The organism is Helicobacter pylori, from assembly GCF_009689985.1.
GTDB lineage: Bacteria > Campylobacterota > Campylobacteria > Campylobacterales > Helicobacteraceae > Helicobacter > Helicobacter pylori_CG.
In genome coordinates, this window is the sequence record NZ_QBAW01000001.1 from 52,222 (window position 1) to 76,042 (window position 23,821).

The window sequence follows — 23,821 nt, forward strand, 5'->3', positions numbered from 1 at the left end:
ACTTAGTAACATATAAGATTAAAAAATCACAATCTCTTATTAAGCTTTTTAAAATACCAAAGACTGAGGGCTAAGAATACGAAAAAGGGCGAGAGCACGCCTATTTCAGGAATGAGTATCCCTGAAATGCTGAACTTCCCTAAAGCAAAGAATAGCCCCCAAACAACGAGCGTGATAATGATAAACTTTAGTCCTAAAAGAGCCAGGTTTTCATAGCGGGCGAGACTGGGCGAAAAATAAGCGATTAAAACGCTTAAAAACGGCACAAAAAAGGGCAAAATCGCAAACACATACAAAAACGAGCGCACTTTTTTCGTGTCGGCGTTTTGGCGCATTAGAGCATGCAAGGAAAAAAGAGCGTCTGTGATAGAAACCGCAGGCTTGTTTTGATAAATGGTGTCTAAAACTTTAGGGCGGAAATTTTTGAGCGTTTTAAAGGTTTCTAAACGCGTGGCGTTTAAAGCGTTTGCACCCAGTTCAAAACTTAAGGGCATCTCATAGATAGTAGTGTCATGCAAAATCCAATATTTGTCTTCAAAAAAAGCTTCTTTAGCTTCAGCATAAGATTCCAAAGTCTTATCTTTCAGGCGAAAAACCTTGATGTTTTGGGCTTTTTGCAATAAGGGGTTAATCTTATCAAAATACACATAATCATCGTTGTATTTCACTAACAAATGCTCTGAAACGCTCAAAGAATTGTCTTTGTAGATTAAATTTTGCGTTTTTTCTTCCATATACACAAAAGGAGTGGCGTTCAACCCCACATAAACAGCCGTGAAAAACAAGCTAATCAAAAAAATAGGGCTTAAAATCTGGCATTTGGAAAAGCCAATGGAGAGCAGGGCGGTGTATTGGTTGGATTTAATGAAGGTGATATAAAATAAAACCATCGCCAAAAGTAAGGAAATGGGTAAGGTGTAATTGAGCGCGAATAAAATATCATAGGTGAAAAATAAGATAATCATGTTCGCAGAATCGGGCATTTTATCGGCGTATTTCAGGCTGTCAATGCCTACAAAAAACAATTCCAAAGCTAAAAGCACGATTAAAAAGTATTTGAAATAATACCACCCCACAAATCTAAATAAACGCACTTTAAACCCCTAACTTTCTATTTTTAAAGGTTTTTTAAGCGTGAAACGATTTTGCATGGCGTTAAAATCATGGCTTTCTATAAAAAATTTTAGGGCGTTTTTGGCATGTTCAAACGCAGCGTTTTTTAAAGGCTCTTCGTTTTTGTGGAATTTTGAAAGCACATGCTCAATCACACCAATCCCTTTAGAAATCCCCACCCTCAAGCGGTAATAAGAATTTGAACACAATAAATCAATGGATTTTAAGCCATTATGCCCCCCATTCCCCCCACCCTTTTTAAACCTCACAACGCCTAAAGGTAGATCCAAGTCGTCATGGACGATTAAAAGCTCTTTGGGTTTGTAAAAATTTTTAGCGTTTAAAACGCTCTCGCCGCTTAAATTCATGTAAGTTTGGGGCTTGAGTAAGATAAAATCCTTATAAACGCACAAATAAGCGTTGTGTTTGGAAGAAAAAGTGAAAGAAAGATCCAACTCGCTAACGAGCGAATCTAAAATATCAAAACCAGCGTTGTGTCTGGTGTGGGCGTAACGCAAAGTAGGGTTGCCTAAACCCACTAAAAGCGTCATAACTTCAAATCACTTCGCTTTAATCACACCGATCACAGCGATAGAATCATGATCTAAGATCTTCACATTTTCGTGTTTTTCTAAATCGCGCACCAAAATAGACTCATTCACGTCTAAAGGGGCTACATCCACTAAATAGTGATCGGGCAAATGCTCTGGAGCGCATTCCACGCTGATACGCTTTTTAGAGAGCATCAAAATCCCTTTATTTTTCAAGCCCACCGGAGTGCCTTGGTGTTTGACAGGGACTTTAAACTTAGACTTCACGCCTTTAGTAACAGCGAGCAAATCCACATGGATAAGCTCGTTAGTAACAGGGTTTTTTTGGTATTCTTGAACCACGACTTCAAAAGTCTTATCCCCTAATTTCACCGGAAAAATCAAATGCTTTTTTTCCTTAAGGTATTTGATGAAAGGGTTTAATTTGAACGCGCAATTCACGTTTTCAACACCCTTTCCATAAACATTTGCGATTAGATAGCCATCTTTTTTTAAAGCTTTAGCGTTAGCTTTAGTAATACTCTCTCTAATAACGCCTTCTAACATGTCAATCCTTTAAAATAAAATAAGGGCTTATCTTATCCAAAAAACCCTTAAAAATCAAAAACTGCTTAAAAGCTTTTCAAAGGATTGTTTGAACGCTATCAAGCCTTCTTTAAGGAGTTTTTGAGCGGTGTTTTCTAAATCAATGTTGTGCGTTTTTAATTCTTTTTTAAACGCTTCAATTTCTGTAATCTTTAAAGGGGTTTGATACTCGGTGTTTGGGTCAAGCAAATAAGCGTTTAAAGCCTCTAATGGGGCTGTGTTGATAGAGTTTTTAAAACACAGTGCTTTAATGTAATAATCTTTAGCTAAAGCGCTAGACTTAACGCCGGTGGATGCAAAAAGGGTGCTTATTAGCGTATTAGCATGCTGACTGATTTGATAATAGCACTCGGTAGCGTTCATAATCCCGCTTTGAGCTTGCAAATTTTGCGCCACTAATGGGTCTATTTCTTTGTCAAATCGTGAGACAAACACGCTAATGACCGCTCTTTTTTGCGTTTCTTTGGCTAAGATTTGAGCGATTTCACCGGCAATTTTAGGCGAAAAAACTAAAGTTACATTAACAGGAATAGAGGCTTTAGTCAAAGCGCTAATGACTTCAAGCCCGCTCTCGCTCGCCGGGACTTTAATCATCACATTAGGGCGGTTTAATGTTTTGAATAAGCGCTTGGCTTCATCAATGCTTTTAGGGGCATCATCTTCTAAAAAAGGGTCAATTTCTAGGCTAATGTAGCCATTGTTAGGGTCTTTTTCATATAAAGGCATCAACGCGCTAGAGGCTTGTAAAATATCCTTTAGCGCTAAAGTTTCATAAATTTCTTTAGCTTTCTTGCCTTTGAGTTTAGCGATTTCATCTTTATAAAACGCGCTTTTTGTGATCGCTTCGCAAAACAAACTAGGGTTACTCGTCGCCCCGCAAATAGCCCCCTTATTAATGAGCTTTAAAAAGCCGTTTTCTAAAAAATCCCTTTCTATAAAATCGCACCACAAACTGAATTCTTGCATGTTTTATCCTTGTTTTAAATGTTGGTAATAGCTTTTAACGACTTCCTGGTCGCTAAAAAAAATCGTTTTGTCTTTAAAGATTTGAGTGCTTTCATCACCCTTGCCTAAGATCAATAACACCTCATCGTCTTTTAAATTTTCTAAAGCGTTTAAAATGGCTTTTTTTCGGTCTTTTTCTACAACCACTTTAGAAGAATCGCTGATGCCTTTTAAAATATCCTTAATAATGTCTTCTTCGTTTTCACTTCTGGGGTTGTCTGAAGTCAAGACGATTTTATGAGCGTAATAACTCGCTACCTCTCCCATTTTAGGGCGCTTGGTCTTGTCCCTATCGCCCCCTGCTCCAAAAAGAGCGGTGATTTTTTGGTTTTTAAAGCTTTCAAAAACTTGTTGCATGCCGTCTATGGTGTGGGCAAAATCCACGATCACTAAAGGTTTAGAATGCAAAATTTCCAAACGCCCCTTAACCCCATAAAAGTTTTCTAATAATGGCGCAATCGCTTCTAGCGGTAATTGGGTGAGTAATTTGACCCCTAAAACGCCCGCTAAGATATTATAAAGGTTGTAACGCCCTAAAAGGGGGGAATGCATAAGGGCGATTTCTTTGAGATTAGGATTTCTTAAATCTTGTTGGTAGCATAAAGACGCGCTAATGGAGGGGGTGAGCGAAAAGGCTTGAATGTTTAAATGCGCTTTTTTATCCAGCCCGTAAGTGTGCGCATTAATGGGGTTAAAAAGGGCGTTTGTTTCATCTCTGTTAATCACTTTCAAGCCCTCATCTTTAAAAAAGCTGTTTTTAGCGTCTTTGTAATTTTCTATGCTTTTGTGGAAATCTAAATGATCGCTTGTGATATTGGTGAGGATTTTAAGGGCAAAATCAAGCCCGGCAATGCGCTTTTGGACAATCGCATGGGAGCTCACTTCCATAATAAAGTATTCACACTTTAAACGCATCGCTTCTTCTAAATCGCTATAAAGCTCTAAAAGAGTGGGCGTGGTCAAGCCCTTTTCTTTGATTCGTTTGTCGTTGATAAAAAACCCTCTTGTGCCTAAAAGAGCGGTCTTTTTATTCAAATCTAAGAGCAAGGAATACATCAAGCTCGCTGTGGTCGTTTTACCATTAGTGCCAGTAATCCCTACAATTTTAATCTTAAAATCAAAGTAGTTTTTAAGCTCGTTAAAATCTAAAATAGCTAGGTTTTTTTCTGCAATTAAAGGAGAGTATTTTTCATTTAAAGGCGTTTTGACAAAAAGGATTTCTTTGGGGTTTTCTAAAACTTCATTCGTGTTATCGCTTAAAAAAGAATAGGTGTGGTTGCGATAAGTCAGGGTTTTTTTAAGCTTCATTCTTTAAGCCTTATTGGATTTTAAGGCGTCTTCTAAAAGAGAACGCAAAAATTTATCGTAAATAAAAGAATCTTCATGCATGTTTTCAATGTAATTTACCGCTAATTCATAATAGCCATAGTGGTTCAATTCTTTCAAAAATTCATAAAAATCCTCTTTATTGTCAAAAATCACCCTAGAGCTGAACATCAAATCTTCAAACGCTTCCTTAAAACCGCGCTCCAGGCTCAAGCGTTTGAAATCCGCATACAAAATGCCGTTCAACTCCTCGCCTTTTTGAGAAATTTGCGCATCAATCTTTTCAGCCATTTGGTTCAATCCCTCATCAAAAGAAGCGATCAAATTGATGATTTGCTCTTCAGCCTGGTTTTTTAAACTCCGTTTTTGCATAGCGATCAAGCTTTGATACAATTCATAAAAGCTATGGGCTTCTTTAGGGAAATCCTTAGCGATGTCGCTTAATAACGCCCCCACTTTGGCTTTTTGGTTGTCTTTATCCAAAAACAAAACTTCAGAAAAAAGGCGTAACGCTTCAGCGTAATGGGCTTGCTTGAACGCTAAAAAGCCATCTTTAATCAACGCGCGCTTTTTAAATTCATAATCAAACTTTTGCATGCCTATAATCCTTAAAGCTTATCAAACTCCTTAGCGTTTTCTAAGCACACCACTTCTAAATTGGGGTGAATATCCATTTTAAGCTGCCTTTCAATGACATTTTTTAAAGTGATCTTACTGCTAGAGCAAGTCTTACACGCTCCCTCTAAAGCCACATAAATTTTCATGCTTTTCACCCCTAGCACTTCAATATTACCGCCATCTTTGAGCAAGTAAGGGCGGATCTTTTCTATCACAATACGCACCGGTTTTTGTAAATCTTCATCGCTAAATTCTATCATTTTTAAAAACCTTATTTTTAAAATTTTACTTTAAGATACCATATAATGAGCCATTTTTATCAAACAACGCTTTTTAAGAGTGGCTCAAGGGCTAATTGGATAGAATAGAGCCACTATTAGGATAAGGTTTTGATGACGATATGGAAATTAAAAACATCAAAGAGTTTGAAAAAGCTTCCAAAAAACTCCAAAAAGACACTTTAAAGATCGCTCTCGCTCTTTTGTTTCTCATCGGTGCCGCTTTGCTCGCTCTCATTTTTGGGCAGGCTAATTCTAAGGGATTGTTGCTTATTTTTGCGGCCGTGATTGGGGGATATATGGCGATGAATATTGGCGCGAACGATGTGTCTAATAATGTCGGCCCTGCCGTAGGCTCTAAAGCCATTAGCATGGGCGGAGCGATTTTGATTGCTGCGATTTGTGAAATGCTTGGAGCGATCATTGCTGGGGGGGAAGTGGTTTCTACGATTAAGGGCCGTATCGTTTCGCCTGAATTTATTAATGATGCACATGTTTTCATCAATGTCATGTTGGCTAGCCTTTTGAGTGGGGCGTTGTGGTTGCATGTAGCGACTTTAATAGGCGCTCCCGTTTCCACTTCACACTCTGTAGTGGGGGGGATTATGGGGGCTGGAATGGCAGCAGCTGGAATGTCTGCTATCAATTGGCATTTTTTATCCGGCATTGTGGCTAGTTGGGTAATCTCGCCTTTAATGGGGGCTTTGATAGCCATGTTTTTTTTAATGCTCATTAAAAAGACTATCGCTTATAAAGAAGATAAAAAGAGCGCGGCTTTAAAGGTCGTGCCTTATTTGGTAGCGTTGATGAGCTTAACATTTAGTTGGTATTTGATCGTTAAGGTTTTAAAACGCCTCTATGCGGTGGGTTTTGAAATCCAGCTAGCTTGCGGTTGTATCCTTGCGCTTTTAATCTTTATTCTTTTTAAAAGATTTGTGTTAAAAAAAGCCCCGCAATTAGAAAATAGCCATGAAAGCATTAATGAGCTTTTTAATGTCCCTTTGATTTTTGCTGCTGCGCTTTTAAGCTTTGCGCATGGGGCTAATGATGTGGCTAACGCTATAGGCCCCTTAGCGGCTATCAGTCAAACTTTAGAAGATGCAAATAGCCCTATGGGGAATACTTTAAGCTCTGTACCGTTGTGGATTATGGTAGTGGGGGCAGCTGGGATCGCTTTAGGCTTGAGTTTGTATGGACCAAAGCTCATTAAAACGGTGGGGTCTGAAATCACAGAATTAGACAAAATGCAAGCTTTTTGCATCGCGCTTTCTGCGGTCATTACCGTGCTTTTAGCCTCTCAATTAGGCTTACCGGTAAGCTCTACGCATATTGTGGTGGGCGCGGTGTTTGGGGTGGGCTTTTTAAGGGAGCGTTTAAGGGAGCAATCAAGAAGGCGTTTTGCTAGAATCAGAGACAACATTGTAGCCGCGCACTTTGGGGAAGATTTAGAAGAAATTGAAGGTTTTTTAGAGCGCTTTGATAAAGCCAATTTGAAAGAAAAATCGCTCATGCTAGAGAGCTTGAAAAAAAGCAAGAACACCGCCATCGCTTTGGAATTGAAAAAGAAAGAAAAAAAGTCGCTTAAAAAAGTGTATAAAGAAGAAGTGATCAAACGCTCCATTTTAAAAAAGATTGTTACCGCTTGGTTGGTAACCGTGCCAGTTTCTGCACTTTTAGGGGCGCTTCTTTTTGTGGCTCTTGGTTTTATAGAAAAGTATTTCTAGGGTTTTTAAAGGCTTGATTTTTAAAGTTAGGCTTAATCTTTTATGTTAAAATTCCAAGATTTTATATTTATTTTATATTTATCATTAGGTTTAAAGTCATGGGGAGGAATCAAGGAGCTTATTTGGATTCGTCTGAATCAATTTTGATGTTGATGGTTGCTTTTTTATTGGTGCTGTTGAACGCTTTTTTTGTGCTTTCAGAGTTTGCCCTTGTGAAAGTGCGTAAAACCCGCTTAGAAGAGCTGGTTAAAATCGGTAATTCCAACGCTAAACTCGCTTTAAAGATGAGTCAAAGACTAGACACTTATTTGAGCGCAACGCAGTTAGGCATCACCCTTTCTTCATTAGCTTTAGGCTGGGTGGGTGAGCCCGCTATCGCAAAATTGTTAGCCGTGCTGTTTGAGTCTATGGATTTGAGAGAAAATCCTATTTTTATCCATTCAATGAGCGTGGTTATAGCGTTTTTAAGCATCACTTTTTTGCATGTCGTGTTGGGCGAGATTGTGCCTAAATCTTTAGCGATCGCTAAATCTGAAAAAGCCGCTCTTTTTGCCGCGCACCCTTTGCATGTGTTTTGGGTCGTGTTTTACCCGGTGGTGCGCTTGTTTGATGTGATCGCTCATTTCTTTTTAAAAAAAGTGGGCATCAATCCTAAAGAGCATGACGGCACGCATTCTGAAGAAGAGTTAAAAATCATTGTGGGCGAGAGTTTAAGAGAGGGCATTATTGATTCAGTGGAGGGCGAAATCATTAAAAACGCTGTGGATTTTTCTGACACGAGCGCTAAAGAAATCATGACCCCACGAAAAGACATGGTGTGTTTAGACGAAGAAAACAGCTATGAAGAAAATATAGACATTGTTTTAAAAAGCCGCTTCACGCGCTACCCTTATTGTAAAGGCTCTAAAGACAACATTATCGGCATGGTGCATATCAGAGACTTGCTCTCTCGCTCTATTTTTACCCCCAAAATGCATGATTTCAATCAAATCGTTAGGAAAATGATCATCGTCCCTGAGAGCGCTTCCATTTCTCAAATCCTTATTAAAATGAAAAAAGAGCAAATCCATACCGCTTTGGTGATTGATGAATACGGCGGCACGGCCGGGTTGCTCACTATGGAAGATATTATTGAAGAGATCATGGGCGAGATTAGCGACGAATACGACTTGAAACAAGAGGGCGTGAACAAGCTTGAAGAGGGCGTGTTTGAATTAGAGGGCATGCTGGATTTAGAGAGCGTAGAAGAAGTGCTTCACATTGAATTTGACAAAGAATGCGAGCAGGTAACGCTTGGGGGTTATGTTTTTAGCTTGTTAGAGCGCATGCCTATGGAGGGGGATACAATCGTTTCGCATGGGTATGTTTTTGAAGTCTTAAGCGTGGATGGGGCCAGGATAAAACGCTTAAAAGCGGTTAAACAAGATCAGGGAGAAAATGAAGCATGAAAAAAACAACCCTCTTTGTATTGGGCTTATTATTCAATAACTTTTTAAGCGCTGTTGATGGGATTTCTCAAACCGAGCCTTCTTCTTTGAATTTGGCTGAAGACAGCGTGCCTTTGAACCATTCTAACGCTCAAAAACTCTCTTTAAAAAACGCATGGGCTAGGGTGTTATCTAACCATGAAGGCTTGCATGCACAAGAATACGCCATTAAACGAGCGAGTAAAATGAAATTAGCGGCTAAGCTTTCTTTTTTGCCTCAAATTGATTTGAGCGCTTTTTATGTGTACCTTTCTAACCCCATTAAAATGGATTTCGCTAGCCAAAAACAACCGGGCGTGCAAAAAGCCACCAACCAGATCCATCAAGGCTTGCAAAACATCCAGCAAAATATCCCCCCTCAAGTATTAACCCCTCAAATCCAAGCGGGCATGCAAGGGGTGATGCAAGGTTTTGGGGCTTTGAGCAGCACTTTAGAAGCCCCCTTATTGTTTTCTAAGCAAAATGTGGTGATTGGGGCTTTGAGCATTATTTATCCCCTTTATATGGGTGGGGCAAGATTCACGATGGTGCACATTGCGGATTTGATGCAAAAAGACGCTAATGAAGTGTATCGCTTGAAAAAGCTCTCCACTTTTCAAGAGCTTGTGAGCGTGTATTATGGCATGGTGTTAAACGCAGAAGTGGCTGAAACTTTAGAAGAGGTAGAAAAAGGCCATTATAAGCATTTCCAAAACGCTTTGAAAATGCAAAAAGTAGGCCAAATCGCTAGGGTGGAAACATTAGGCGCTCAAGTGGCTTATGATAAGGCCCATATCGCTAGCGTTAAGGCTAAAGATGTGTTAGAAGTTTCGCAGCTCTCGTTCAATTCCATTTTATCCAGCAAGGACGATCTAGCACCTTCAAGCAAATTAGAGATCCACACCGAGAAAAATCTGCCTGATTTGAGCTTTTTTGTTTCTTCCACGCTCAATTCTTACCCGGCTTTAAAAACTTTAGAAAATCAGGTTCAAATTTCTAAAGAAAACACGAAATTACAGATCGCTAAATTCTTGCCCCAAGTGAGTTTTTTTGGCTCTTATCTTATGAAGCAAAACAATTCGGTGTTTGAAGACATGATCCCTAATTGGTTTGTGGGCGTAGCCGGGCGCATGCCCATACTCTCCCCCACAGGGCGTATCCAAAAATACCAAGCGAGCAAATTAGCGGAGTTGCAAATGAGTAGCGAACAAATCCAAGCTAAAAAAAACATGGAATTATTAGTGAATAAGACTTATAAAGAGACGCTTTCTTATTTGAAAGAATACAAAAGCTTGCTTTCTAGCGTGGAATTAGCCAAGGAAAACTTAAAACTCCAAGAGCAGGCTTTTTTACAAGGCTTAAGCACGAACGCTCAAGTCATTGATGCGAGGAACACGCTTTCTTCTATCATTGTGGAGCAAAAAAGCGTGGCTTATAAATACATTGTTTCATTAGCGAATTTAATGGCGTTAAGCGATCATATTGATTTATTTTATGAATTTGTTTATTAAAGGAAAAAATCATGTCAAACAGCATGTTGGATAAAAATAAAGCGATTCTTACAGGAGGTGGGGCTTTATTATTAGGGCTAATCGTGCTTTTTTATTTAGCTTATCGCCCTAAGGCTGAAGTGCTGCAAGGGTTTTTGGAAGCCAGAGAATACAGCGTGAGTTCCAAAGTCCCTGGTCGCATTGAAAAGGTGTTTGTCAAAAAAGGCGATCGCATTAAAAAGGGCGATTTGGTTTTTAGCATTTCTAGCCCTGAATTAGAAGCCAAACTCGCTCAAGCTGAAGCCGGGCATAAAGCCGCTAAAGCGCTTAGCGATGAAGTCAAAAGAGGCTCAAGAGATGAAACGATCAATTCTGCAAGAGACATTTGGCAAGCGGCAAAATCTCAAGCCACTTTAGCTAAAGAGACTTATAAGCGCGTTCAAGATTTGTATGATAACGGCGTGGCGAGCTTGCAAAAGCGCGATGAAGCCTATGCGGCTTATGAAAGCACCAAATACAACGAGAGTGCGGCTTACCAAAAGTATAAAATGGCTTTAGGGGGGGCGAGTTCTGAAAGTAAGATTGCTGCTAAGGCTAAAGAGAGCGCGGCTTTAGGGCAAGTGAATGAAGTGGAGTCTTATTTAAAAGACGTCAAAGCTACAGCCCCAATTGATGGGGAAGTGAGTAATGTGCTTTTAAGCGGTGGCGAGCTTAGCCCTAAAGGTTTTCCTGTGGTGCTTATGATTGATTTAAAGGATAGTTGGCTAAAAATCAGCGTGCCTGAAAAGTATTTGAACGAGTTTAAGGTGGGTAAGGAATTTGAAGGCTATATCCCGGCGTTGAAAAAAAGCGCGAAATTCAGGGTCAAATATTTGAGCGTGATGGGGGATTTTGCGACTTGGAAAGCGACGAATAATTCCAACACTTACGACATGAAAAGCTATGAAGTGGAGGCCATACCCTTAGAAAAGCTGGAAAATTTTAGGGTAGGGATGAGCGTGTTAGTTACTATTAAACCTTAGAAAGGATTGTTTTGTTCAGATTGATAAGCGCATGGGTTTTACAAGACAAGTTCTTGTTTATCGTGTGTTTTATATTGCCTTTTTGTTTAGGGATTTTAGGCACGCAAATCTTTAAACAAGAAATCCCAAGACAGCTCCCTATCGTGGTGGTGGATTTAGATAAGACCACTACAAGCCATCAGGTAGCGTTTGAATTAGGCGCAACGAGCGCGCTTGAAATCAAATACCAAGTGGCTAGCCTTTTAGAAGCCAAACGCTTTTTAAACTCCGCTGAAGTGTATGGGGCGTTAGTTTTACCTAAAGATTTAGAGAAAAAAATCAAAATGGGGCGAAAGGTGGATTTGCCCTTTTATTATAATGCGGAATATGTTTTAGTGGGGAAAACGCTCAAAAACGCTTTTTTACAAACCGCTTTGACTTTAGACGCTAAAACCTTAGCCACCAAAGCTTTAGTGCGAGATTCCAATTTGATTTCTGCTAAAGCCCAAGCGGTGCCTATTGTCTTGCAATTGCATGCACTATACAATGAAGAAAACAATTACACGCAATACCTTTTAAGCGTGATGCTGCCTTGCATGTGGCTTATTTTGATTGCGATTGGCATGCTCAATTTCATTCAAAAAATCTCTAACATGCGCGAGCTTTTAATCAGTATTTTAGCGAATGTGTGCGTGTTTAGCTTTTGGGGGATGGGCATGGCGTTTTATTTTAATCTCATTGGCATGGAGGGGCATTATGCGCATTTGTCATTGGTCTTTTTGGCGGTCGTTTTAATGGCGCTCATTATGAGCGGGTTTGTGGTGCTAGTTTATGGCGTTTCAAAAAGCGTTATTGAAACCGCTGGCGCGATTGGGGTCTATACCGCTCCAAGTTTTGCTTTTGCTGGGGTTACTTACCCACAAAACAACATGGAAATTTTTGGGAGTTTTTGGAGCCATTGCTTGCCTATTAGCCATTTTATGAAGTTCTTTTTACAAGAGGCCTATTACAAGACGGATTTTACAGAGTCTTTAAATTCTCTAATGCCGCTTGTGTTCTTTTTAATCTTTTTAGTCTTAGGGCTTTTGATTTTTTATTTTTCTTTTAAAAAAGGCAAGGCTAGCGCATGAATTTTTTTAAAATCCTTTTAATGGAATTAAGGGCGATTGTTTCTCATAAGGGCGTTTTGTTAATCCTTATAGGCGCGCCTTTAATCTATGGTTTATTATACCCTTTGCCTTATTTAAAAGACACCGTAACGCAGCAAAAAATCGCCCTTGTAGATGAAGACAATTCCTTTCTTTCCAGGCAATTAGCCTTCATGGTGCAAAGCTCCAACGAGTTGGAAATCGCTTTTTTTAGCCCCTCTATGCTGGAAGCTAAAAAGCTTTTAAAAGAAGAAAAAGTTTATGGGATCTTGCATATCCCTTCGCATTTTGAAGCCAATATCCATAAGCAAGTGCCTGTAACGATAGATTTTTATGCGAATTCCAATTACTTTTTGATTTATGGCGCCTTAGCGAATGCGGTGGTGGAGAGCATCAACGCTTTAAATGATGAGATAAGGTTTAAGCGCAACGCTCAAATAGAAGAGGCTGAATTAGGGACAGACGGGATTAAGATTAGGCCTATCGCTTTGTATAACCCTAGTGAGGGGTATTTGAATTACGCGCTCTCTAGCGTGTTTATTTTCATTTTACACCAGGTGATGCTCATTGCAAGCAGCATGTTTGTCAGCTCCAGGCGTTTGGAATTAGCCCTTTTAGACAAAAAGCAAATCGCTTTAAGGCAATTTGCAAGGCTTTTGATCTTTATGGGAGCGTTTAGCGTTTTTATTTTATGGTATTTTGGAGCGTTGTTTTCTTTTTATGGGATCGAACGGCATGCGAGCACTTTAATGGTGTTTTTGAATAGCTCCATCTTCATGCTTGCAACCTTGAGTTTGGGGTTGTTTTTAGGCGCATGGATCAAAAATGAAGCCCACACCACTCAAATCGTTTTAATTTCTTCTTTGCCCTTGATTTTTATGATGGGTTTTGTGTGGCCTTTTGAATCCTTGCCCTCTTATTTACAAGCGTTCGTTCAAATAGTGCCTGCTTATCATGCGATTAGTTTGCTAGGGCGGTTGAATCAAATGCATGCGGAATTTATAGATGTTTCCATCCATTTTTATGTGCTTATTGCGATTTTTATTGCGAGTTTTATAGGGAGTGTGTTCAAACTCAGCTCTTTAAAGAAAGCTTGTGAAAACGCTTAAAAATCTTATCGCTTCCAAGCACCAGACTAAAGCGTCTCGCTTTTTAGGGTATCTTATGCCTTTTGATGGTTTTGAAAAAACCCTTTTACAATTGAAAAAAGAGCATTTTAAGGCCGCGCATTTTGTAACGGCGTTCCGCTATTGTTTAGAGGGCAAAATCACGGAGGGTTTTAGCGATGATGGCGAGCCTAAAGGGAGTTCAGGCATGCCTGTGCTTAGCGTTTTGAGGCGAGAGGATTTGATCAATATAGGATTAGTGAGCGTGCGTTATTTTGGAGGCACGCTTTTAGGGGTGGGGGGCTTGATGAAAGCTTATGCCACTAGCGCGTTATTGTGCGTAGAAAACGCTAAAAGAGAAAACGCTTTTAAGGATTTTGTGGAGTTAGAAACTTTAAGCGCTCATTATTCTTACAAAGAATTAGACGCTCTTCAGCGTGAAATTAAGAAATTTAGCTTACAATTAAGCAAAAAGAATTTTTCAAACCAAAGCGTGGAAGTGGAAATCAGCGGCACGAGAGAAAATTTGCAAGCGTTTTTAAAACAAAATAATATTTGATTAGGGAGAGCAGTATGGAATTTTTGAGCGGGTATTTTTTATGGGTTAAGGCTTTCCATGTGATAGCGGTCATTTCGTGGATGGCGGCGTTGTTTTATTTGCCGCGCCTTTTTGTCTATCATGCCGAAAACGCGCATAAAAAGGAGTTTGTAGGAGTGGTTCAAATCCAAGAAAAAAAGCTTTATTCCTTTATCGCTTCACCGGCTATGGGTTTCACGCTTATTACAGGGATTTTAATGCTGTTGATAGAGCCTACGCTCTTTAAAAGCGGGGGTTGGTTGCATGCTAAATTGGCTTTAGTGGTTTTGCTTTTATCCTATCATTTTTATTGCAAAAAATGCATGCGCGAGCTAGAAAAAGATCCTACAAGAAGAAACGCAAGGTTTTATCGTGTGTTTAATGAGATTCCAACGATTTTAATGATTCTCATTGTGATTTTAGTGGTTGTCAAGCCTTTTTAAAGACAAGCCATGAAGTAAAGAAAAGTCATGAAAAAAGAAAAGCACCTCAAGCAAGAAAAAATCATCAACATGTTTGATGATATAGCCAGCTCTTACGATCAAGCCAACCGCTTGATGAGTTTTGGCTTAGATGTTAAGTGGCGAGAAAGGGCTTGCGAGCATGCGTTTTTGTTTTTGGAAAACAAGAAAGCGTTAAGGCTTGTGGATGTGGCATGCGGGACAGGGGATATGCTCATAGCTTGGCAAAAAAGCGCTCTCAATTGCGGCATAGAGTTTAAGGAGTGTTTGGGGATTGACCCCTCTAATAACATGCTTGAATTAGCCATTAAAAAATGTGAAGAGCTTGAAAATAAAATTTCTTTCATCCAAGCTCAAGCCAAAGATTTAAAGGGCGTTGAAAATAACAGCGTGGATATCCTTTCCATTGCGTATGGCTTGCGTAATGTCGTGGAAAGACAAGAGGCCTTAAAAGAGTTTTTTAGGGTGTTAAAGCCTAGGGGCGTTTTAGTGATTTTAGAATTTTTAAAAAAAGACAACCCCACATGGCTGGATAAAATCTCAGGGTTTTACACGAATAAGGTTTTGCCTTTAGTGGGAGGGGCTATCAGTAAGAATTATGGCGCTTATTCTTATTTACCGCAATCCATTGAGGGGTTTTTGAGTTTGGAGGGTTTGAAGCATGAATTAAAAAACGCAGGGTTTGAGATTTTAAGGACTGAAGATTCTATCGCTCAAATTTCAACGACCATGCTTGTTAAAAAAAGCTAAAGGAATGTTATGCAAGATGAATTATTTGAAACCGAAAAAGCCCCCCAAAAAAATACTAAGAACACTAAAAATACTAAAAACGCCCCTAAAAAAAGCTTTGAAGAGCATGTTCATTCCCTAGAGCAAGCCATAGATCGCTTGAATGATCCCAATTTATCCTTAAAAGACGGGATGGATTTGTATAAAACGGCCATGCAAGAGTTGTTTTTGGCTCAAAAGCTTTTAGAAAACGCTTATTTAGAGCATGAAAAACTCCAAACGCTAGACAAAAAGGCTTAAAGCATGCGAGTGTTTGCTTTGCAATTAGAGTCTTTTGAAGAAAATCTCATGCAATCCTTATTCAACTCCATACCCAAGCAAAGCGTGGTGGTGTTGCCTGAATACGTGATCAACCCCTTTTTCCACCATAACATGGGATTGGATGTGAATGAAATCAGCGATCAGTCCAAGCGAGCGATAGAATTTTTGTCTCAAAAATGCGAAGAATTGGATTTGATCGTTTCAGCCCCGGTGCTTTTAGAAGAACATTCTAAAATCTATAAAAAAATCGCCCTCATTTCTAAGGAAAATATCCAGTATTACACACAACAACGCTTAATTCCCTATCCTCACTGGGACGAAGAGAGCTTTTTTGACAATGAAAAAAGCGCCTTTAAAGAATTGCTCGTGTTTGAAAGAGACGGCTTGAAATTCGCCCCTTTGTTTGGCTTTGAAGCGCATTTTGATGAAATATGGGTTCAAGCTAAAAATCAGGGCGTGGATGTGGTGCTTTTAAGCAGCGTGGCCACTTTTGAATCCAATGAAAGGTGGCGGCTTTTGTGCCAGATGCGCGCTTTTTGCGCTTCTTGCGTGGTGGTTAGGGCTAATAGGATCGGAGCGTATCGCCAGATCATTGTAGAAGAAGATCAAAAAAACGAATTTTTGTGGAAATTTTATGGGGATAGTTTTGTGGCCTTGCCTAATGGCGCTATTGAAGATTCTTTAGAGGGTAAAATGGGGGCTTTGAGCGCTCAAATAGATAAAAACGATATAGACGAATGGGTTAAATTGTGGCATTTTAGAACGATTAAAGAGGGTTGAATGATTGATAGAAAACTTTTATTGCAAGATTTTGACAAGGTGGCTAATTCTTTAAAAAAGCGTAACCATGCGATGGGTGATGAGTTGGAGCGTTTGCGCGAAGTCATCACGCATTATAAAAAGCAACTCATTGAACTAGAAGGCTTGCAAGCCTTTCAAAACAAGGTTTCTAAAGAATTTGGCATCAAAATGGCTCAAAAAGTGGATACAAGCGATCTCAAAAAAGAGCTAGAAAACAATAAAATCAAATTGAATGAGCTTTCTAAAAGCGTGGGCGAATTGGAGCAACAAATTGATTTGAAGCTTTCCATAATCCCCAATCTAGTGGATGAAAAAACCCCTTTAGGCGCGAATGAAGAAGACAACATAGAAATTAAAAAAATCTTAACCCCAAGGGTTTTTACTTTCAAACCCAAAGAGCATTTTGAACTCGCTCAACAAAACGGCTGGATTGATTTTGAAAGCGGCGTGAAACTCGCCAAAAGCCGTTTTTCTGTCATTAGGGGTTTTGGGGCGAAAATTTATCGCGCGCTCATTTATTTAATGTTGGATTTTAATGAAAAAAATGGCTTTGAAATCATCTACACGCCGGCGTTAGTGAATGAAAAAATGCTTTTTGGGACCGGGCAATTACCCAAATTCAAAGAAGATGTTTTTAAAATAGAAAATGAAAATTTGTATTTGATCCCCACCGCTGAAGTAACGCTCACCAATCTATACAACGACACGATTGTTAGCGTTGAAAACCTCCCCATTAAAATGACCGCACACACGCCTTGTTTCAGGAGCGAAGCAGGGAGCGCGGGCAAGGACACAAGGGGGATGATAAGACAGCACCAATTTGATAAAGTAGAACTAGTGGCTATCACGCACCCTAAAGAAAGCGATGCCATGCAAGAATATATGCTAGAGAGCGCGAGCGAAATTTTAAGGGCTTTGGAATTGCCGCACCGGTTTGTGCAATTGTGCAGTGGGGATTTAGGCTTTAGCGCAAGCAACACGATAGACATTGAAGTGTGGCTGCCCGGGCAAAATTGCTACAGAGAAATCAGCTCCGTGTCTAACACGAGGGATTTTCAAGCCAGGCGCGCCAAAATCCGCTTCAAAGAAAATCAAAAAAACCAATTAGCGCACACCTTAAACGGCTCTTCTTTAGCGGTAGGCAGGACAATGGTCGCTTTAATGGAAAACCACCAGCAAGCGGATGGGAGCATTCATATTCCTAAGGCGTTAGAAAAATACCTTTAAGGCTAGTTTGTGCTGAATGAAGAGCAAAATTCTAAAGAATTAGAAGAAAAAGGGGGCGAAAACAAAAACGAAAAAGAAACCCCCCTAAAGGGCATTCATTCTAAAATCCCCTCTTTGAAGCAGGCTTTGGAGCAGACGATTAATAAAATCAAAAGCTCTAAAGAGTTTTTCAAACAATTCTTACACAATAAAAAAAAGCTTTATATCGCGCTTGGAATATTGCTTTCACTCATCGCGCTCATTGTGGCTTTGAGTTTGTTACTAGGGCATAAAAAAGAAAATCAACAAACTTCTTTACAAACTAATACCGCCACCACCAATAACGAAACGCCTAACGACACCAATAACGCTAACAACGCACAAGCCGAGGGGCAAATAGAGAATTTAGATTTACCCGATTTAATCGGCAAGGACTCCCTCAAACGAAACGATGAAAATCAAGTGGATGCGATCATGAAAAAAGCGAGCCTTTTGTATGAGCAAGGGCAAAAAGATGAAGCCTTACACCTGTTTGACAAAGCCGCTTCTTTTTCGCAAGGGATTGCGAGCCATAATTTAGGGGTGATTAAGTTTAAAGAAAAGGATTTTAACGGGGCGTTGGATCTGTTTGATTCTAGCATCGCTTCTAAAGAAAACGCGAGCGTGAGCGCGATTGATGCGTTGGTGAGCGCTTATCATTTGCAAGATGCGGATTTGTATTATCATTATCTAAAAATTGCGAGAGACACTTTGTATAAAGACTATAAAAAGTCTTTTTATTCCTACGCTTACGCGCTCAAATCCTATTACGCCGGGGAGTATTTTGAAGCCCTTTCGCCCTTAATGCACCCTAATTCCAACGCTTTTTTAAAACCTAATGCGCGCCTAGCGTCTAAATTGTTTTTGATGTTTAAAGATGAAACGAACGCTTATAAGCAATTGCAAAAAAGCGCCAACGCCCAAGATGGGCTTGCTTTAGGGCTTTTGCAGGCGCGTTTGGGCCATTACAAGCAGGCTTTGGAGCATTTGCAGCATTATTTGCACAACTACCCTAAAGATTTAAACGCTTTAATGGCTTTGGAATTGGTGAGTTTGAAAAAAGGCGACATCCTTAAAGCGAGCGAAGCCTTAAAACTGGCCAGCCACACGCCAGAAGACACGCTATTAGCCAACTCTTTTTACCCCATCAAGCCCACTATAAACCCTGTTTTTTTGGATAAAGAAAGAGCCAAAGAGCGTTTTTGGAACACGCAATATTTTGAAGGCAAAAGGGATTTTATCTACCGCTTGCTCTTTTATTACGCCCCTTTTAAGGTTTTAGACTCTAAAGAAACCTTAGGCGTGATTGAAGAGGGGCTGTTTCTTTTAGACTCTGATGCACAAAAGGATTTAGAGGGGGCAAGCCTTGCTTTTAAAAGGGGGCGTTTGATGGCGATAGCGGATAAAAACGCGCTCAAAGGGTTGAAAGCGTTAGAAAACAAGCGCTTGAAAAAAGCCCTTTCTTTTTTTGATTCGTCTTTAAAAAACAGCCCCAATAACGCACTCTTGCATTATAATACGGGCTTGATTTATGCGCAATTAGAAAATTACCACAAAGCCTATTTCCATTTTTTAAGGGCTTTTCATTTGAATTCTGCGGATTATTTGAGCGCGGTTTTTGCAATTCTAGCCTCGCATTTCACCCACGAAGACACCACGGAGTTTTTAAGAGAAATCACAGAGAATTTTTATAGTCAGGATTTTTCTAGCCCCACGCAAAAAGCTTTACTATCTTCGCTCATCGCTTATTTGAATTACCGCACCAATTGGGATATGGACTGGCTTAAAAACGCCCCTAAAAAGCTCCCTTTTTATTACGCGCTAGAAGCGGTGTTCGCTAAAGAGAGCAAGGATAAAAAATTGATGGTGCAATCTTTTGGGAATTTAAAAAAAATGCTCCCTAAAGATCTCATCTCTAATATCTTTTATGAAATCGTTTCGTATTATGATGCGAGTATCCGGCATACTTTAAGCATTTACACCCTTTTAGATTCGCATAAAATCAGTTGGGATCAAACCATGCAAGGGCCTATTTTGGGGCGTCATTTCTACACTTACATGGGATTTATGGTCAATGATTTGGATCATCAAGAAAAATTATTAGAGCAAAAAATCGCCAGTTTAGAAGAGAGAGAAGCCCCTAACGATTGGTTAGAAAATTTAGCGCTAGTGAGTTTGTTTCAAGGCCAGTATGAAAAAGCGGGCGCGTTGTATCAAAACTTAATTAGCGATCTTAAGGACAATGAGGTGCGCTTAAAAATCCTAGCGGGTTTAACCTATATCGCGCAAAAGAATTACAATAACGCCGCTTTATGGCTAGAGCTTGGGAAATTAGACGATCCGAATAATGAAAATATCCGTTACGCTTTAGGGTTGTTGTATCAAAGAAAGGGGGACTTGAAATCAGCGCTAAACCATTTTTTAGCCATTAAAACCTCTGATTTTTCGTCGCCTTATTTTGATTTTGAAATTGACACCAACCTTTTAAAAGAGCGTTTAAACCAAGAAGAAAAGGGCGAGTTTTTAGAATAATGGGTTTTGAAAAAAGCATTTTAGACAATTTGAACGGAGCGCAAAAAATCGCTGCAAGCCACATTCAAGGGCCTTTGTTGATTTTAGCGGGAGCTGGGAGCGGCAAGACTAAGACTTTAACGAGCCGTTTGGCGTATTTGATTGGCGCTTGTGGCGTGCCTAGCGAGAACACTCTAACGCTCACTTTCACCAATAAAGCGAGTAAAGAAATGCAAGAAAGGGCTTTGAAATTGTTGAAAAACCAAACCCTTATCCCCCCCTTGCTTTGCACTTTCCATCGTTTTGGTTTGCTGTTTTTAAGGCAACGCATGAGCCTTTTAAAAAGAACGTGCGATTTTTCGGTGCTAGATAGCGATGAAGTCAAAACGCTGTGCAAGCAGCTCAAAATTTCAAACTTTAGAGCCAATATTTCTCAAATCAAAAACGGCATGATGGATTTGAGTGCGCAAGATAGCGAATGTTACAAAGCGTATGAGCTTTATCAAAACGCGCTCAAAAAAGACAATTTAGTGGATTTTGACGATTTGCTTTGTTTGAGCCTTAAGATTTTACAAGATAATGAAAAACTCGCCAAAGAGGTTAGCGAACGCTACCATTACATTATGGTAGATGAGTATCAAGACACGAACGCCTTGCAATTGGAGTTTTTAAAACAATTGAGTTTCACGCACCATAATTTGTGCGTGGTGGGCGATGACGATCAGAGCATTTATGGTTTTAGGGGGGCGGATATTTCTAACATTTTAAATTTTTCCAAGCATTTTAAAGGGGCTAAAATAGTGAAATTAGAGACCAACTACCGCTCTAGCGCTGAAATCTTAGCGTGTGCTAATTCCCTTATCAGCCATAACCAACACCGCCATATTAAAACGCTTCAAAGTTTCAAAGGCTCGCATAAAAGCGTGGTTTGTAAAGAATATTTGACGCAAAAAGAAGAGAGCTTGGATGTGGCTTATCAGATCAAAGCCCTTTTAAAGAAGGGCGAAAATTTAGAAAATATCGCTATTTTGTATCGCTTAAACGGGCTTAGTCGCAGCATTGAAGAGAGCTTGAACGCTTTGAATATCCCCTATAGGCTTATTGGAGCGGTAAGTTTCTATGAAAGAGCAGAGGTTAAAGACGCTTTGGCGTTCATGCATTTAGTGGCTAAAAAAGACGATCGCTTTTTTATCAGGCGCGTTTTAAACAAGCCCTCAAGAGGCCTTGGCAAGATCACTCAAGAATTGATTTTTTCTCTTTTAGATGGTGAGGACTTGAATTTAGAAGAAGCGCTAAAATTTGGGGTGTTTAAAGGCAAATTAAACCCTAAAAACGAACACGCTTTGAATAAATTTATCGCTATGATAGGGCGTTTGAGGGAGGCTTTTGAAATTTCAGTAGAGGAGTTTTGTGCTCGGTTTTTAGAAGAAACCAACCTTTTAAAAAGCTATGAAAAAGAAGACAATTACGAAGAAAGAGAGGGCTTTGTTAAAGAGCTTTTAAGCTTAGTGAAAGAGCATTTTAAAACTAACCCCACGCATTCTTTACTGGATTTTTTGAATGAAAGCGTTTTAGATACCCATAATACAGAAAACGCGCAAAAAGTGAGTTGCATGAGCGTGCATATGAGTAAGGGGTTAGAGTTTAAGCATGTGTTTGTGATCGGGTTAGAAGAAGGGTTTTTCCCGCATAGGGGGTTCAATCAAGAAAGCGATTTGGAAGAAGAAAGGCGCTTGGCTTACGTAGCGATCACTAGGGCGAAAGAAGAATTACAACTTTCTTATGTCAAAGAGCGTTCGTATTTTGGGAGGAAAATTTCTTGCTCGCCCTCTGTGTTTTTAGAAGAGGCCAAGCTGCTCAAAAGTGATCAAACCCCTAAACAGGATCATAAAAAAAACACGCCCATTAAAGTGGGGGATTTAATCAAACATAAGATTTTTGGCACCGGTAGGGTTTTAGGCGTAGAAAAAGGCTTGAGCGGTTTGTGCTTGAAAATCAATTGCGGAGGGAATGTCTATGATAAAATCTCAGAAAAATTTGTAGAAAAAGTGGATAACGGGTTTTGAAAATTTTAACCCTTTTTTTCATGGTTTTACGCACGCTACTAGCTATGGATACCAACACGCTTAAAACAGAGATTAAAGCAATTTACCTTAAAGAATACCAAGACTTGAAATTAGAAATTGAAACCATTAACTTAGAAATCCCAGAGCGCTTTTCTAACGCTCCCATTTTAAGCTATGAATTGAGCGCTTCTAACAAGCTTAAAAAAGATGGGGTCGTGTTTTTAAGATTGGAAAATGAGCCTAATTTACGCCTACCGGTGCGTTATAGCGTGATAGGCAGCATGCAGGCTTTTAAAAGCATAAGCGCGATTAAAAAAGACGAGAACATCACCGCTAGCAATACCAAAAAAGAGCGCGTTTTGTTTGGCGCGCTTTCTAACCCCTTATTAGAGGGTGCGATTGATAGAGTGAGCGCGAAAAATTTTATCCCCCCTGACACGCTTTTAAGCATGGATAAAACCCAAGCCTTAATCATCGTGCGTAAAAACGACATCATCACCGGGGTGTATGAAGAGGGGCAAATCAGCATAGAAATAAGCCTAAAAGCCCTAGAAAATGGCGCACTTAATCAAATCATTCAAGCCAAGAATTTAGAAAGCAATAAAATCTTAAAAGCAAAAGTGTTGAGCAGCTCTAAAGCGCAAATCTTATAAAGGACATTCATGAAATTAGTTTTAGGCATCAGCGGGGCGAGCGGGATACCCCTAGCCTTGCGGTTTTTAGAAAAATTACCCAAAGAAATTGAAGTTTTTGTCGTGGCGTCTAAGAACGCGCATGTCGTGGCGTTAGAAGAATCTAATATCAATCTTAAAAACGCCATGAAAGATTTACGGCCTAGCGCGACTTTTTTCAACGAGCAAGACATTCATGCAAGCATCGCTTCAGGGAGTTATGGTATCCATAAAATGGCGATCATTCCAGCGAGCATGGACATGGTGGCTAAAATCGCGCATGGCTTTGGAGGGGATTTGATCTCTAGGAGCGCCTCTGTGATGCTTAAAGAAAAGCGTCCCTTACTCATTGCCCCTAGAGAAATGCCTTTAAGCGCTATCATGTTGGAAAATTTGCTCAAACTCGCCCATTCTAATGCGATCATCGCGCCGCCTGTGATGACTTATTACACCCAGAGCAAGACTTTAGAAGCGATGCAAGATTTTTTAGTGGGGAAGTGGTTTGACAGCTTAGGGATAGAAAATGACTTATACCCACGATGGGGAATGAACTGATGCAAAAAATCGGCATTTACCCAGGCACTTTTGATCCGGTCACTAACGGGCATATAGACATCATCCACCGCTCTAGCGAATTGTTTGAAAAGCTCATTGTCGCTGTGGCGCACTCAAGCGCTAAAAACCCCATGTTTAGTTTAGATGAGCGTTTAAAAATGATGCAACTGGCCACTAAAAATTTTAAAAATGTAGAATGCGTTGCGTTTGAAGGGCTATTAGCTAATTTGGCTAAAGAATACCATTGTAAGGTGTTAGTTAGGGGCTTAAGGGTGGTGAGCGATTTTGAATACGAATTGCAAATGGGTTATGCGAACAAATCCTTAAACCACGAATTAGAAACCTTGTATTTCATGCCCACTTTACAAAACGCTTTCATCAGCTCTTCTATCGTGCGATCCATTATCGCGCATAAGGGCGATGCGAGCCATTTAGTGCCTAAAGAAATTTATCCTTTGATTTCAAAGGTTTAA

General features: G+C 39.8%; 24 protein-coding genes. 17 read left to right on the top strand and 7 right to left on the bottom strand.

Annotated features, from left to right (window positions below; genetic code table 11):
• Positions 1-26 precede the first annotated feature (26 nt).
• The 7 genes from DBU79_RS00250 to DBU79_RS00280 are packed head-to-tail and all read right to left on the bottom strand — an operon-like array spanning position 27 to position 5,458.
• A complete protein-coding gene (locus tag DBU79_RS00250) occupies positions 27-1,094 on the bottom strand; it encodes an LptF/LptG family permease (protein ID WP_154411171.1) in 1,068 nt (355 codons plus the stop codon).
• Positions 1,095-1,103: 9 nt separating this feature from the next.
• Complete coding sequence (gene pth, locus DBU79_RS00255) at positions 1,104-1,664, bottom strand: aminoacyl-tRNA hydrolase (protein WP_154411172.1); 561 nt, start codon at positions 1,662-1,664, stop codon at positions 1,104-1,106.
• Positions 1,665-1,673: 9 nt separating this feature from the next.
• Positions 1,674-2,210 (bottom strand): 50S ribosomal protein L25/general stress protein Ctc, encoded by a 537-nt coding sequence (locus tag DBU79_RS00260; protein ID WP_000889347.1) that lies wholly within the window; start codon positions 2,208-2,210, stop codon positions 1,674-1,676.
• A gap of 54 nt (positions 2,211-2,264) precedes the next feature.
• Positions 2,265-3,215 (bottom strand): transaldolase, encoded by a 951-nt coding sequence (tal, locus tag DBU79_RS00265; RefSeq protein WP_154411173.1) that lies wholly within the window; start codon positions 3,213-3,215, stop codon positions 2,265-2,267.
• 3 nt (positions 3,216-3,218) lie between these two features.
• Positions 3,219-4,562 (bottom strand): UDP-N-acetylmuramoyl-L-alanyl-D-glutamate--2,6-diaminopimelate ligase, encoded by a 1,344-nt coding sequence (locus DBU79_RS00270; RefSeq protein ID WP_154411174.1) that lies wholly within the window; start codon positions 4,560-4,562, stop codon positions 3,219-3,221.
• A 3-nt stretch (positions 4,563-4,565) separates the two neighbouring features.
• A complete protein-coding gene (locus DBU79_RS00275; protein ID WP_079368476.1) occupies positions 4,566-5,177 on the bottom strand; it encodes a histidine kinase in 612 nt (203 codons plus the stop codon).
• 11 nt (positions 5,178-5,188) lie between these two features.
• Positions 5,189-5,458 (bottom strand): NifU family protein, encoded by a 270-nt coding sequence (locus tag DBU79_RS00280; protein ID WP_000569296.1) that lies wholly within the window; start codon positions 5,456-5,458, stop codon positions 5,189-5,191.
• A gap of 140 nt (positions 5,459-5,598) precedes the next feature.
• On the opposite strand from DBU79_RS00280, the gene DBU79_RS00285 reads away from it, so the two are divergent.
• The 17 genes from DBU79_RS00285 (at position 5,599) to coaD (ending at position 23,821) form a co-directional block, all read left to right on the top strand.
• A complete protein-coding gene (locus tag DBU79_RS00285) occupies positions 5,599-7,200 on the top strand; it encodes an inorganic phosphate transporter (RefSeq protein ID WP_154411175.1) in 1,602 nt (533 codons plus the stop codon).
• A 98-nt stretch (positions 7,201-7,298) separates the two neighbouring features.
• Positions 7,299-8,648 (top strand): hemolysin family protein, encoded by a 1,350-nt coding sequence (locus DBU79_RS00290; protein ID WP_154411176.1) that lies wholly within the window; start codon positions 7,299-7,301, stop codon positions 8,646-8,648.
• A complete protein-coding gene (locus tag DBU79_RS00295; RefSeq protein ID WP_154411177.1) occupies positions 8,645-10,177 on the top strand; it encodes a TolC family protein in 1,533 nt (510 codons plus the stop codon). The genes DBU79_RS00290 and DBU79_RS00295 overlap by 4 nt, the downstream gene beginning before the upstream one ends.
• Positions 10,178-10,188: 11 nt before the next feature.
• Positions 10,189-11,178 carry an HlyD family secretion protein gene (locus DBU79_RS00300; RefSeq protein WP_154411178.1) on the top strand — a complete coding sequence of 330 codons (990 nt, stop codon included), beginning with the start codon at positions 10,189-10,191 and terminating at the stop codon, positions 11,176-11,178.
• Positions 11,179-11,189: 11 nt separating this feature from the next.
• The gene (locus DBU79_RS00305) at positions 11,190-12,287 is read left to right on the top strand and encodes an ABC transporter permease (protein WP_154411179.1); all 1,098 of its coding nucleotides are present in this window, start codon (positions 11,190-11,192) and stop codon (positions 12,285-12,287) included.
• Entirely contained in the window at positions 12,284-13,414 is a 1,131-nt protein-coding gene (locus tag DBU79_RS00310; RefSeq protein WP_154411180.1) for an ABC transporter permease, read from the top strand. Before DBU79_RS00305 ends, DBU79_RS00310 begins: the two co-directional genes overlap by 4 nt.
• Positions 13,401-13,970: a YigZ family protein gene (locus tag DBU79_RS00315; protein WP_154411181.1), complete on the top strand. Its 570-nt coding sequence runs from the start codon at positions 13,401-13,403 to the stop codon at positions 13,968-13,970. Before DBU79_RS00310 ends, DBU79_RS00315 begins: the two co-directional genes overlap by 14 nt.
• Before the next feature lie 14 nt (positions 13,971-13,984).
• Positions 13,985-14,431: a protoporphyrinogen oxidase HemJ gene (hemJ, locus tag DBU79_RS00320; protein WP_154411182.1), complete on the top strand. Its 447-nt coding sequence runs from the start codon at positions 13,985-13,987 to the stop codon at positions 14,429-14,431.
• Between the two features lie 27 nt (positions 14,432-14,458).
• Positions 14,459-15,199, top strand: a complete 741-nt coding sequence (gene ubiE / locus DBU79_RS00325) for a bifunctional demethylmenaquinone methyltransferase/2-methoxy-6-polyprenyl-1,4-benzoquinol methylase UbiE (protein ID WP_154411183.1) — start codon at positions 14,459-14,461, stop codon at positions 15,197-15,199.
• A gap of 9 nt (positions 15,200-15,208) precedes the next feature.
• The gene (locus DBU79_RS00330; protein ID WP_134890495.1) at positions 15,209-15,478 is read left to right on the top strand and encodes an exodeoxyribonuclease VII small subunit; all 270 of its coding nucleotides are present in this window, start codon (positions 15,209-15,211) and stop codon (positions 15,476-15,478) included.
• A 3-nt stretch (positions 15,479-15,481) separates the two neighbouring features.
• Positions 15,482-16,279, top strand: a complete 798-nt coding sequence (locus DBU79_RS00335) for a carbon-nitrogen hydrolase family protein (RefSeq protein ID WP_134890496.1) — start codon at positions 15,482-15,484, stop codon at positions 16,277-16,279.
• Positions 16,280-17,527, top strand: coding sequence for a serine--tRNA ligase (serS, locus tag DBU79_RS00340; protein WP_134890497.1), 1,248 nt, complete (start codon positions 16,280-16,282; stop codon positions 17,525-17,527). It abuts the gene before it with no gap.
• 9 nt (positions 17,528-17,536) lie between these two features.
• A complete protein-coding gene (locus DBU79_RS00345) occupies positions 17,537-20,077 on the top strand; it encodes a tetratricopeptide repeat protein (RefSeq protein WP_154411184.1) in 2,541 nt (846 codons plus the stop codon).
• Complete coding sequence (uvrD, locus tag DBU79_RS00350; protein ID WP_195834198.1) at positions 20,077-22,122, top strand: DNA helicase UvrD; 2,046 nt, start codon at positions 20,077-20,079, stop codon at positions 22,120-22,122. Before DBU79_RS00345 ends, uvrD begins: the two co-directional genes overlap by 1 nt.
• Before the next feature lie 20 nt (positions 22,123-22,142).
• Positions 22,143-22,775: a flagellar basal body P-ring formation chaperone FlgA gene (gene flgA / locus DBU79_RS00355; protein ID WP_412018769.1), complete on the top strand. Its 633-nt coding sequence runs from the start codon at positions 22,143-22,145 to the stop codon at positions 22,773-22,775.
• Positions 22,776-22,784: 9 nt separating this feature from the next.
• Positions 22,785-23,348 (top strand): UbiX family flavin prenyltransferase, encoded by a 564-nt coding sequence (locus DBU79_RS00360; RefSeq protein ID WP_000780113.1) that lies wholly within the window; start codon positions 22,785-22,787, stop codon positions 23,346-23,348.
• Positions 23,348-23,821: a pantetheine-phosphate adenylyltransferase gene (coaD, locus tag DBU79_RS00365; protein WP_154411187.1), complete on the top strand. Its 474-nt coding sequence runs from the start codon at positions 23,348-23,350 to the stop codon at positions 23,819-23,821. The genes DBU79_RS00360 and coaD overlap by 1 nt, the downstream gene beginning before the upstream one ends.

What these genes read in the sequence shown, in the direction of transcription:
- hemJ (WP_154411182.1), top strand. Translation starts at nt 13,985, where the DNA reads ATGGAATTTTTGAGCGGGTATTTTTTATGGGTTAAGGCTTTCCATGTG.
- DBU79_RS00295 (WP_154411177.1), top strand. Translation starts at nt 8,645, where the DNA reads ATGAAAAAAACAACCCTCTTTGTATTGGGCTTATTATTCAATAACTTT.
- uvrD (WP_195834198.1), top strand. Translation starts at nt 20,077, where the DNA reads ATGGGTTTTGAAAAAAGCATTTTAGACAATTTGAACGGAGCGCAAAAA.
- DBU79_RS00300 (WP_154411178.1), top strand. Translation starts at nt 10,189, where the DNA reads ATGTCAAACAGCATGTTGGATAAAAATAAAGCGATTCTTACAGGAGGT.
- DBU79_RS00285 (WP_154411175.1), top strand. Translation starts at nt 5,599, where the DNA reads ATGGAAATTAAAAACATCAAAGAGTTTGAAAAAGCTTCCAAAAAACTC.
- DBU79_RS00280 (WP_000569296.1), bottom strand. Translation starts at nt 5,458, where the DNA reads ATGATAGAATTTAGCGATGAAGATTTACAAAAACCGGTGCGTATTGTG.
- tal (WP_154411173.1), bottom strand. Translation starts at nt 3,215, where the DNA reads ATGCAAGAATTCAGTTTGTGGTGCGATTTTATAGAAAGGGATTTTTTA.
- ubiE (WP_154411183.1), top strand. Translation starts at nt 14,459, where the DNA reads ATGAAAAAAGAAAAGCACCTCAAGCAAGAAAAAATCATCAACATGTTT.
- DBU79_RS00290 (WP_154411176.1), top strand. Translation starts at nt 7,299, where the DNA reads ATGGGGAGGAATCAAGGAGCTTATTTGGATTCGTCTGAATCAATTTTG.
- DBU79_RS00260 (WP_000889347.1), bottom strand. Translation starts at nt 2,210, where the DNA reads ATGTTAGAAGGCGTTATTAGAGAGAGTATTACTAAAGCTAACGCTAAA.
- flgA (WP_412018769.1), top strand. Translation starts at nt 22,143, where the DNA reads ATGGTTTTACGCACGCTACTAGCTATGGATACCAACACGCTTAAAACA.
- pth (WP_154411172.1), bottom strand. Translation starts at nt 1,664, where the DNA reads ATGACGCTTTTAGTGGGTTTAGGCAACCCTACTTTGCGTTACGCCCAC.
- DBU79_RS00275 (WP_079368476.1), bottom strand. Translation starts at nt 5,177, where the DNA reads ATGCAAAAGTTTGATTATGAATTTAAAAAGCGCGCGTTGATTAAAGAT.
- coaD (WP_154411187.1), top strand. Translation starts at nt 23,348, where the DNA reads ATGCAAAAAATCGGCATTTACCCAGGCACTTTTGATCCGGTCACTAAC.
- DBU79_RS00330 (WP_134890495.1), top strand. Translation starts at nt 15,209, where the DNA reads ATGCAAGATGAATTATTTGAAACCGAAAAAGCCCCCCAAAAAAATACT.
- serS (WP_134890497.1), top strand. Translation starts at nt 16,280, where the DNA reads ATGATTGATAGAAAACTTTTATTGCAAGATTTTGACAAGGTGGCTAAT.
- DBU79_RS00310 (WP_154411180.1), top strand. Translation starts at nt 12,284, where the DNA reads ATGAATTTTTTTAAAATCCTTTTAATGGAATTAAGGGCGATTGTTTCT.
- DBU79_RS00335 (WP_134890496.1), top strand. Translation starts at nt 15,482, where the DNA reads ATGCGAGTGTTTGCTTTGCAATTAGAGTCTTTTGAAGAAAATCTCATG.
- DBU79_RS00270 (WP_154411174.1), bottom strand. Translation starts at nt 4,562, where the DNA reads ATGAAGCTTAAAAAAACCCTGACTTATCGCAACCACACCTATTCTTTT.
- DBU79_RS00360 (WP_000780113.1), top strand. Translation starts at nt 22,785, where the DNA reads ATGAAATTAGTTTTAGGCATCAGCGGGGCGAGCGGGATACCCCTAGCC.